The 9623-nt window shown below is 67.1% G+C and carries 9 protein-coding genes; 8 read left to right on the top strand and 1 reads right to left on the bottom strand.

The window, feature by feature from the left end:
- Together KIT86_RS07760 and KIT86_RS07755 are read left to right on the top strand one after the other, a co-directional pair.
- Positions 1–255, top strand: a 255-nt coding sequence (locus tag KIT86_RS07760; RefSeq protein WP_297396984.1) for a general secretion pathway protein GspB, incomplete at its 5' end; no start/stop codon positions are given.
- 1 nt (position 256) lies between these two features.
- Positions 257–886, top strand: a complete 630-nt coding sequence (locus KIT86_RS07755; RefSeq protein WP_297396981.1) for an ATP-binding cassette domain-containing protein — start codon at positions 257–259, stop codon at positions 884–886.
- On the opposite strand, the gene KIT86_RS07750 is transcribed toward KIT86_RS07755, so the two are convergent.
- Positions 883–2046 carry an acyl-CoA dehydrogenase family protein gene (locus tag KIT86_RS07750; RefSeq protein WP_297396978.1) on the bottom strand — a complete coding sequence of 388 codons (1164 nt, stop codon included), beginning with the start codon at positions 2044–2046 and terminating at the stop codon, positions 883–885. The two genes, KIT86_RS07755 and KIT86_RS07750, sit on opposite strands and share 4 nt — an antisense overlap.
- Before the next feature lie 98 nt (positions 2047–2144).
- Between KIT86_RS07750 and KIT86_RS07745 the strand changes: the two genes are divergently transcribed.
- From KIT86_RS07745 to KIT86_RS07720, 6 genes are all read left to right on the top strand, one after another.
- Positions 2145–3350 carry an acetyl-CoA C-acetyltransferase gene (locus KIT86_RS07745; RefSeq protein WP_297396975.1) on the top strand — a complete coding sequence of 402 codons (1206 nt, stop codon included), beginning with the start codon at positions 2145–2147 and terminating at the stop codon, positions 3348–3350.
- Positions 3351–3353: 3 nt separating this feature from the next.
- Positions 3354–5507, top strand: a complete 2154-nt coding sequence (locus tag KIT86_RS07740) for a 3-hydroxyacyl-CoA dehydrogenase NAD-binding domain-containing protein (protein WP_297396972.1) — start codon at positions 3354–3356, stop codon at positions 5505–5507.
- Between the two features lie 73 nt (positions 5508–5580).
- Positions 5581–6324, top strand: a complete 744-nt coding sequence (gene fabG / locus KIT86_RS07735; protein WP_297396969.1) for a 3-oxoacyl-ACP reductase FabG — start codon at positions 5581–5583, stop codon at positions 6322–6324.
- 181 nt (positions 6325–6505) lie between these two features.
- Positions 6506–8140: an ATP-binding protein gene (locus KIT86_RS07730; protein WP_297396967.1), complete on the top strand. Its 1635-nt coding sequence runs from the start codon at positions 6506–6508 to the stop codon at positions 8138–8140.
- Positions 8137–8523: a response regulator gene (locus KIT86_RS07725; protein WP_297396963.1), complete on the top strand. Its 387-nt coding sequence runs from the start codon at positions 8137–8139 to the stop codon at positions 8521–8523. The genes KIT86_RS07730 and KIT86_RS07725 overlap by 4 nt, the downstream gene beginning before the upstream one ends.
- A gap of 59 nt (positions 8524–8582) precedes the next feature.
- Complete coding sequence (locus KIT86_RS07720; RefSeq protein WP_297396960.1) at positions 8583–9524, top strand: helix-turn-helix domain-containing GNAT family N-acetyltransferase; 942 nt, start codon at positions 8583–8585, stop codon at positions 9522–9524.
- Positions 9525–9623: the final 99 nt, after the last annotated feature.

Raw genomic sequence — 9623 nt, 5'->3', positions numbered from 1 at the left:
TCCGCCACCGCGGACGCCAACGCCGCACCGGTGCGCAGCTTTGCCGAGCTCTCGCCCGAAGCCCGCGCGCAATTGCCGGCGGTCAACGTCAGCGGATCAACCTACTCCAAGAACCCGGCGCTGCGCATGCTGATCGTCAATGGCAAGGTGCTGCAGGAAGGCCAGGAAATCGCCCCGGGCTTCAAGCTGGAGACCATCGGTCAGCGCAGCGCGGTGCTCAACCACAACGGCTTGCGCTACACCATTGGCTATTGAGATGAACGCCGATCCCGAAGAACCCGTGCTGCAGGTCCGAGGCCTGCGCTTTGGCTGGGCCGAAGCGCCCTTGTTTGACGGGCTGTCGTTCGACATCCCGCCCGGCGTCAGCCTGGTGCGCGGCGATGACGGCAGCGGCAAGAGCACCCTGCTTCGGCTCCTGGCCGGTGCGCAGAACGCCGATGCCGGCTCGCTGGTCATCCACGGCATTCACCTGGACGAGCACCACGACGCCTACCGCCACCAGGTGTTCTGGATCGACCCGCAGACCGAGGCGCACGACGCACTGGCGGCCAAGGGCTACCTGGAGAGTCTGAGCCACCATTACCCGAACTTCGACACCGAGGCCATGGCCGAACTGGTGCAAGGCTTCGGGCTGGGGCCGCACCTGGCCAAGCCGATGTACATGCTCTCCACCGGCAGCCGCCGCAAGGTCTGGCTCACCGCCGCCTTTGCCTCGGGCACGCCGCTCACGCTGATCGACCAGCCCTTCGCCGCGCTCGACGCCCCGTCGATCCGCTTCCTTCGCGCACTGCTGCAGGACGCCGCCGACCACCCCAGCCGCGCCTGGCTGCTGGCGGACCACGAGGCGCCCGAGGGCATCCCGCTGAAGAAGACGCTCTCGCTCTAGCGGCCGCCCAGGCCCATGCCGCGCGAGATCACTTCCTTCATGATCTCGTTGGTGCCACCGTAGATGCGCTGCACGCGCGCGTCGGCGTACGCGCGGGTGATGGGGTACTCCCACATGTACCCATAGCCCCCGTGCAGTTGCAGGCACTCGTCCATCACCTTGCACTGCAGGTCGGAGCACCAGTACTTGGCCATGCTGGCGGTGGCGGTGTCGAGGCGGCCTTCCACGATGAGCTCGCAGCACTTGTCGACGAACACCCGCGCCACCTGCACCTCGGTCTGCAGTTCGGCCAGGGTGTAGCGCGTGTTCTGGTATTGCGCCACGGCCTGGCCGAAGACCTTGCGGTCCTTGGTGTACTGCACGGTCCAGTCGATTGCCGCCTGCGCGGACGCCACCGCGCCGATGGCAATTTGCAGCCGTTCCCAGGGCAGCTGTTCCATGAGACAGATGAAGCCCCGGCCCAGCATGGCCGGCCCGCCCAGCAGGTTCTCGGCCGGCACCTTCACATTGTCGAAGAACAGCTCGGACGTGTCCTGCGCCTTCATGCCCAGTTTCTTCAGGCGCTTGCCTTTCTCAAAACCTGGCATGCCGCGCTCGACCAGCAGCAGGCTGGTGCCCTTGGCGCCGGCACTCGGGTCGGTCTTGGCGACCACGATCACGAGGTCGGCGTGCCAGCCGTTGGTGATGAAGGTCTTGCTGCCGTTGAGCAGGTAGCTGCCGTCGGCCTGCTGGATGGCGGTGCTCTTGACGCCTTGCAGGTCGCTGCCGGCAGCGGGTTCGCTCATCGCGATCGCCCCGACCATCTCGCCCGTGGCGAGCCGAGGCAGGTAGTTTTTCTTCTGTTCCTCGGTGCCGTAATGCAGGATGTACGGCGCCACGATCTCGCTGTGCAGGCCGAAGCCGATGCCGCTGAAGCCGCTGCGCGCGATCTCCTCCATCTGCACCACCGAGTAGAGCTTGTCGGCCTCCGAGCCGCCATAGGCCTGCGGCAGGGTCATGCAGAGAAAGCCGTTTTCGCCGGCCTTGCGCCAGACCGCGCGGTCGACGTAGCCCTGCTCTTCCCAGGCCTCGTGGTGCGGCGCGATCTCCTTGTCGACGAACTTGCGGAAACTGTCGCGAAAGGCCTCGTGGTCGGCGTTGAACAGGGTGCGTTCGATCATGGTGTCACCTATCAGACTGCAGCGAATAATTACAGAAAGCAAATGCTTGGCAAAAGTCTATACTGATTCGCGGCATCCGCCTTCCCCCAGGAGACACCATGAGCGAAGCATTCGTATTCGATGCCGTGCGCACGCCGCGCGGCAAGGGCAAGAAAGACGGCAGCCTGCACGAGGTCAAGCCGATCGACCTGCTGGCCGGCGTGCTGACCCAGCTGCAGCAGCGCAATGGCTTCGACACCGGCGCGGTGGACGATGTGGTGATGGGCGTGGTCTCGCCCATCGGCGAGCAGGGCTCGGTGATCGCGAAGGTGGCCGCGCTCAAGGCCGGCTGGGACTGGCGCTGCTCAGGCGTTCAGATCAACCGCTTCTGCGCCTCCGGCCTGGAAGCGGTGAACATGGCGGCCATGAAGGTGCGCAGCGGCTGGGAAGACCTGGTGGTGGCCGGCGGTGTGGAGAGCATGAGCCGCGTGCCCATCGGCTCCGACGGTGGCGCCTGGGCACAGGACCCGCAGACCAACAGCGACACCTTGTTCGTGCCGCAGGGCATCGGCGCCGACCTGATTGCCACGCTCGAAGGCTTCACGCGCGAGGACGTGGACGCCTTCGCCCTCGAATCGCAAAAGCGCGCGGCGGCCGCGCGCGCGGCCGGCCACTTCAGGGGTTCGGTGGTGCCCGTCACCGACTTCCTGGGCCAGACCATTCTGGAAGAAGACGAGTTCATCAAGCCCCACACGACGATGGAGGGCCTGGCCTCGCTCAAGCCCGCGTTCGAGCACCTCGGCGGCATGGGTTTCGACGCCGTGGCACTGCAGCGCTACCCGCAAGTCGAGCGCATCCACCACGTGCACCATGCAGGCAATTCCTCGGGCATCGTCGATGGCGCGACCGCCGTGCTGATCGGCAGCGAAGGCGCGGGCCAGGCGCACGGCCTGACGCCGCGCGCGCGCATCGTCTCAGTAGCGCTCTCGGGTGCAGACCCCACCATCATGCTCACCGGCCCCATGCCGGCAGCGCGCAAGGCGCTGGCGAAAGCCGGCCTGTCCATCGACCAGATCGACCTGTTCGAGGTGAACGAGGCCTTCGCGGCCGTGCCCATGAAATTCATGAAGGAGATGGGTGTGCCCCACGAGAAGGTGAACGTGAACGGTGGCGCCATCGCCATGGGCCACCCGCTGGGCGCGACCGGCGCCATGATCCTCGGCACCTTGATCGACGAACTGCACCGCCGCCAGCTGCGCTACGGCCTGGCCACCCTCTGTGTCGGCGGCGGCATGGGCATCGCGACCATCGTCGAAAGGGTCTGAGGCATGAAAACCATCCGCTACGAACTCGCCGAGGGCATCGCCACCATCACCTTCGACGAGGAAGGCTCCCCCGTCAACACCATGTGCGCCGACTGGCAGCATGACCTGACCGAGGTCACGGCGCAGGTCATGCGCGACTGCGCCGACATCAAGGGCATCATCCTGGCCTCGGCCAAGAGCACCTTCTTCGCTGGCGCCGACCTCAAGGGCACGATGCGCCTGCAGCCCAGCGACGCGCCGAGGGTGTTCGCCGAGATCGAACAGACCAAGAAGAACTTCCGCACCCTGGAGACGCTGGGCGTGCCGGTGGTGAGCTGCATCAACGGCACCGCGCTGGGCGGCGGCTGGGAAGTGGCGCTGGTGGGCCACCACCGCGTTGCGGTGAACGACCCCAAGATCCAGCTCGGCCTGCCCGAGATCACACTGGGCCTCATACCCGGCGCCAGCGGCATCACGAAAATGGTGCGCCTGCTGGGTCTGATGGGCGCGCAGCCCTATATCCTGGAGAGCAAGCTGTTCAACCCGCGTGAGGCCCAGGAGCTCGGGCTGGTGCACGAACTCGTCTCCCCGGAGGGCGACGTGGCCCAGGCGCTGCGCGACGCGGCGCTGGCCTGGATCGCGGCCCACCCGCAATCGCGCCAGCCCTGGGACAGCAAGGACCACAAGATCCCGGGCGGCACGCCCAGCAACCCCAAGGTCGCCGGCATGCTCACGGTCGCCCCCGCCATGCTCAAGCAGAAGACGCGCGGGCTGTACCCGGCGCCCGAAGCGGCACTCGCCGCCATGGCCGAAGGCGCCATGGTGGACTTCGACACCGCGCTGCGCATCGAGAGCCGCTACCTTGCCAAGCTCATCGTGAGCCCCGTGGCGAAGAACATGATCAACACGTTCTTCTTCAACCTCAACGCGATCAAGAGCGGTCAGTCTCGCCCCAAGGGCATCTCGCGCTACAAGCCGAAGAAGGTGGGCGTGCTCGGCGCCGGCATGATGGGCGCGGGCATCGCCTACGTGCAGGCCGGCAGGGGCATCCACACCGTGCTGGAGGACGTGAGCATCGAAACCGCCGAGCGCGGCAAGTCCTACAGCTTCAAGCTCACCCAGGCCCGTGTCGACCAGGGCCGCATGAGTCCCTATGACCAGCGCGAACTGCTCGACCGCATCCTGCCCACCGACCACCCCAGCGACCTCAAGGGCTGCGACCTGATCATCGAGGCGGTGTTCGAGAACCGGGAGGTCAAGGCCGCCGTCACCAAGGAAACCGAGCCCATGCTGGCCGCCGGCGGCTTCTTCGCCAGCAACACCTCCACCCTGCCCATCTCGGGCCTGGCGCAGGCCAGCAGCCGGCCGCAGCGCTTCGTCGGCATCCACTTCTTCAGCCCGGTGGACAAGATGAAGCTCGTGGAGATCATCCGCGGCAAGGAGACCGACGACGAGACCATCGCGCGCGCCTTTGACTACGTGCAGGCCCTGGGCAAGCTGCCCATCGTGGTGAACGACTCGCGCGGCTTCTACACCAGCCGCACCTTCGGCACCTTCGTGATGGAAGGTGCGGCCATGCTGGGCGAGGGCATTGCGGCACCGGTGATCGAGAACGCCGCCATGCAGGCCGGCATGCCGGTGGGGCCGCTGGCCGTGCTCGACGAGACCGCGCTTTCGCTCTCGGTGCACGTGATGGACCAGACCCGCGCCGATTTCGAGAAGGAGGGCCGCCGCTATGCCGCCTCGGCGGGCGAGCTGCTGGTCGAGCGCATGGTCAAGGAATTCAAGCGGGCCGGCCGCGCCGCAGGCGGTGGCTTCTACGACTACCCCGCCGGGCAGAAGAAACGGCTCTGGCCCGAGCTCAAGCAGCGCTTCGAGAAGCCCGGTGTCGAGTGGGACCTGCAGGAGATCAAGGACCGCCTGCTCTACCGCCAGTCGGTGGAGACGGCGCGTTGCCTGGCCGAAGGCGTGCTCACCACCGTGCACGACGGCAACATCGGCTCCATCTTCGGCATCGGCTTTCCGGCCTGGACGGGCGGTGCGCTGCAGTTCATCTATGGCATGGGCATCGAAGCCTTCGAGCGGCGCTGCGACGAGCTGGCAGCGCGCCACGGAGCAGGCTTCGCCCTCGACGACCCGACCAGGAACGCCATCCGCCAGCACCAGCCGGTGTACTGAGCAGCCGGATCCCCCACGCGCCGGCGGTGACCCCGCCGGCGTTTTTTCGAACCACCCTCCTCCCTCCTCCCCCATGAAACGTCTCGAAGGAAAAGTCAGCCTCATCACCGGCGCGGCACAAGGCATCGGCCTGGCCACGGCACTCAAATTCGCGCAGGAAGGCGCCACCGTCATCGTGTGCGACGTGAAGCAGGCCGCGGTGGACGATGCCGTGCGGCAGTGCGAGGCGCTGGGCGCAGCCGCCCTGGGCCTGGTGATGGACGTGACCCAGCGCGAGATGGTCGATGCCGTGGTGGCCCGGGTGAAGGCCCGCTTTGGCCGCATCGACGTGCTGGTGAACAACGCCGGCATCACGCAGGACGCGCGCCTGCAGAAAATGACGCTGGAGCAGTTCGATCGTGTGATCGACGTCAACCTGCGCGGTGTGTTCCACTGCGCGCAGGCCGTGGCCGAGACCATGACCGCACAAGGCAGCGGCGTGATCCTCAATGCATCCTCGGTGGTTGGCATCTACGGCAACTTCGGGCAGACCAACTACGCCGCGAGCAAGTTCGGCGTAATCGGCTTTACCAAGACCTGGAGCCGCGAACTCGGCCCCAAAGGTGTGCGCGTGAACGCCGTGGCACCGGGCTTCATCGCCACGCCCATCCTGGACACCATCCCGGCCAAGGTGATTGCGGAGATGGAACAGCGCGTGCCACTGCATCGGCTGGGCCGGCCGGAAGAAATTGCCAACGTCTACGCCTTCCTGGCCAGCGACGAGGCCAGCTACATCAACGGCGCGGTGATCGAGGTCTCTGGCGGCATGTCGGTCTAGGAGCGACCCGCCCCGCCCTGCCATTGGTTTTTTTGGTCTTGCGAGCAAGTGGGCAGGGAACGTGACGGAATCGCGTGCCGTACGCCCGGGTACGGCCGCGGGATGCGTCTGCGCACGCCACATACCCCGTACGGTATGCAATCATCGGGGCCTCGCTTCGTCCCGTTCCGTTCCGGCCCGCATGCAGACTGCTCCCCTTCCCTCCAACGAGGAACAACGCCTGGCCCGGTTGAGGGGCCTCGGGGTGCTCGACACCCTGCCCCAGAAGGCGTTTGACGACATCTCCGCGCTCGCCCAGGTCATCTGCGGCACGCCGGTGGCGCTGATCACGCTCATCGACCGCGACCGCCAGTGGTTCAAGTCCCGCGTCGGCGTGGACGTGAGCGAAACCCCGCGCGAAGTGGCGTTCTGCTCGCACGCCATCCTCGATCCGGACCACGTCATGGTGGTCGAGGACATGAGCCAGGACATGCGCTTTCAGTGCAATCCGCTGGTCACAGGCCCCACCAACGTGCGCTTCTACGCGGGTGCGCCTATCGTCACCAGCGACGGTTTCGCGCTGGGCACGGTGTGCGTCATCGACCAGATGGCGCGCACGCTGCATTCGGTGCAACTCGACGCCCTGAGCCGCCTCTCGGCCCTGGTGGCCACCCTGCTCGAACACGAGCGGGCGCGCCAGATCGAGGCCCGGCGCTGCGCCAACGAGGCCCAGCAGGCGCACGAAGAACTCACGGCCATGGCCGCCGCCGGCCTGGACCTGCAAGCCTACATCGACGCCGACGGCGTCTACCGCCACGTCAACCAGACCTACCTGAACTACATCGGCGCCACGCGCGGCGAAGTCATCGGCATGGCCGTCAAGGACCGCCTGGGCGAGGCGACCTACAACAACATGGTCGGCTCCAAGATGGCGCGCGCCATGGCCGGCGAAACCGTCATCTACCAGCGGGTCTCGCATTTCAAGGTCGCTGGCCCTCGCCACATGGAGATCGCCCTGCTGCCCGTGCGCGGCGCGGATGGAAAAGTCAGCGGCGTCGTCATGCGCGGGCGCGACATCCAGGAACTCAAGAACAAGGAACGCCAGCTCGGCGAGACCATCGTCCAGCTCGAGAAGAAGACACTGGAGCAGGAGCGCTTCATCCACATCCTCTCGCACGACTTGCGCGAACCCATCAACGCCATCAACAACTTCACCTCGCTGCTGGAGGCCGACCACCTAGACGAGCTCTCGCCCGACGCGCGCAGGTACCTCGGCTTCGTGCGCGCGGGCGGCCAACACATGGCTTGCCTGCTCGACAGCCTGCTGAAGTTCGTGCGCCTGGACCGCCACTCGCTCGACAGCGGGCCGGTGGACCTGGCCGCCCTGGTCGGCGAGGTGGGCGGCGAACTGGGCGACGCGCTGGTCAAGACCCAGGGCGAGCTGCAATGCGATCCGCTGCCCACGGTGCAGGCCGATCCCTCACTGCTGCGCATCGCGCTGCAAAACCTCGTGGCCAACGGCCTGGTGTTCGCGCGGCCTGGCGTGGCGCCGCGTGTGCGGATCAGCGCCACGCGCGAGCAAGGCTTCGACCAGATCCACGTGCACGACAACGGCCTGGGCATCGCTCCGGAGCACCAGGCCAGCATCTTCGACATGTTCAAGCGCCTGCACCCCCGCAAGACGCACGCCGGCTCCGGCCTGGGCCTGCCGATCTGCCGGCGCATCGCCGCGCTGCATGGCGGCCACCTCTCGGTGCAATCGGTACCGGGTGAAGGCAGCCGCTTCACCCTGCATCTTCCGGTGCCGCACGGCACGCCGTCCCGAGGCGCCTCATGACCATTCCCCAACGATTCATCCTGGTCGACGACAACGAGGCCGACAACGTCTACCACGAGATCATGATCCGGCGCGCCGGCTTCACCGGCGAGGTGCGGGTGTTTGAAAGCGGCGCCGAGGCCCTGGCGTTCCTGCGCAGCGACCCGCTGGCCGTGCCCACCTGCCTGTTCCTGGACATCAACATGCCTCAGATGGACGGCTTCGAGTTCGCGCGCCACGCCCAGCCGCTGCTCCAGGACAAACCCACCACGCTGGTGATGATGCTCACCTCCTCGGACGCACCGCAGGACCGCCTGCGCGCCAGCGGCATGCCGGTGATCCAGGGCTTCGTCACCAAGCCACTCACCCGGGAACGCGTCCGGGAGATGCTTCAAACCGGGTAAGCTTGCCTCAGTCATTCATTTGGTTGCCAAAGTCAAATAACTGACCCACAATGCGGTGCATGGCCGACACCGCGACCGCCCCCGTTGACCCCGCCCAGGTGCGCGCCTTGCGCGCGTTCAACCGCTTCTACACCCAGCGCACCGGCCTGCTCGACCCGTACCTGGGCAGCGCGTTCTCGCTCACGGAGGTGCGCGTGCTCTACGAGCTCGCCCACCACGCACCCTGCACCGCCAGCGAGCTCGGGCGACGCCTGGTGCTCGACGCCGGCTACCTCAGCCGCATCGTGCGCCGCTTCACCCACGCCGGCTGGATCACACGCACCCCACTGCCCCAAGACGCGCGGCAACACGCGCTGAGCCTGACCGCCGAAGGCCGCACCGCTTTCGAGCCCCTGCAGCAACGATCGCGCGAGGAAGCCGCCCATTTGCTCTCGCCATTGGCGTCCGATCAGCGCCAGGCGCTGGTGGCTGCGCTCGCGCGCGCCCAGCGCCTGCTCGACCCCTGCAGCGCCCCAGCCTCACGAACCGCCGTGCTGCGCGATGTGCGCCCCGGCGACATGGGCTGGGTGGTGCAGCTGCACGGCGAGATCTACGCCCACGAGTACGGCTGGAACAGCGAGTTCGAGGCCCTGGTCGCCGAGATCGCTGCAGGCATGATCCGCCGGCACGACCCCGCCTGGGAACGCGGCTGGATCGCCGAGGTCGACGGCGAGCGCGCGGGTTCGGTCTTTGTGGTGCGCAAGAGCGAAACCGAGGCGCAGCTGCGCCTGCTCATCCTCAGCCCCGCTGCACGCGGCCTGGGCCTGGGCGGCCGGCTCACCGACGAATGCCTGGCCTTCGCACGCGCCAAGGGCTACCGCAAGATGGTTCTATGGACCAACAGCATTCTGAGCGCCGCACGCGCCATCTACGCCCGGCGCGGCTTCGCGCTGGTGCACAGCGAGGCGCACCACAGCTACGGCAAGCACCTGGTCGGCGAGACCTGGGAGCTGACGCTGTGAGGCCGCCCTGCAACTCCGCAAGCCATGTCGGCCCGATGCCGCCAGATTGAAGGCCTCGACCTTTTGGACGAGGCCATGCAGGCCATCGCGCCGCACCGG

Origin of the sequence: Hydrogenophaga sp., from assembly GCF_026125825.1 — a bacterium.
Classification (GTDB): domain Bacteria; phylum Pseudomonadota; class Gammaproteobacteria; order Burkholderiales; family Burkholderiaceae_C; genus Hydrogenophaga.
This window is presented reverse-complemented; position numbering and strand designations above follow the sequence as displayed.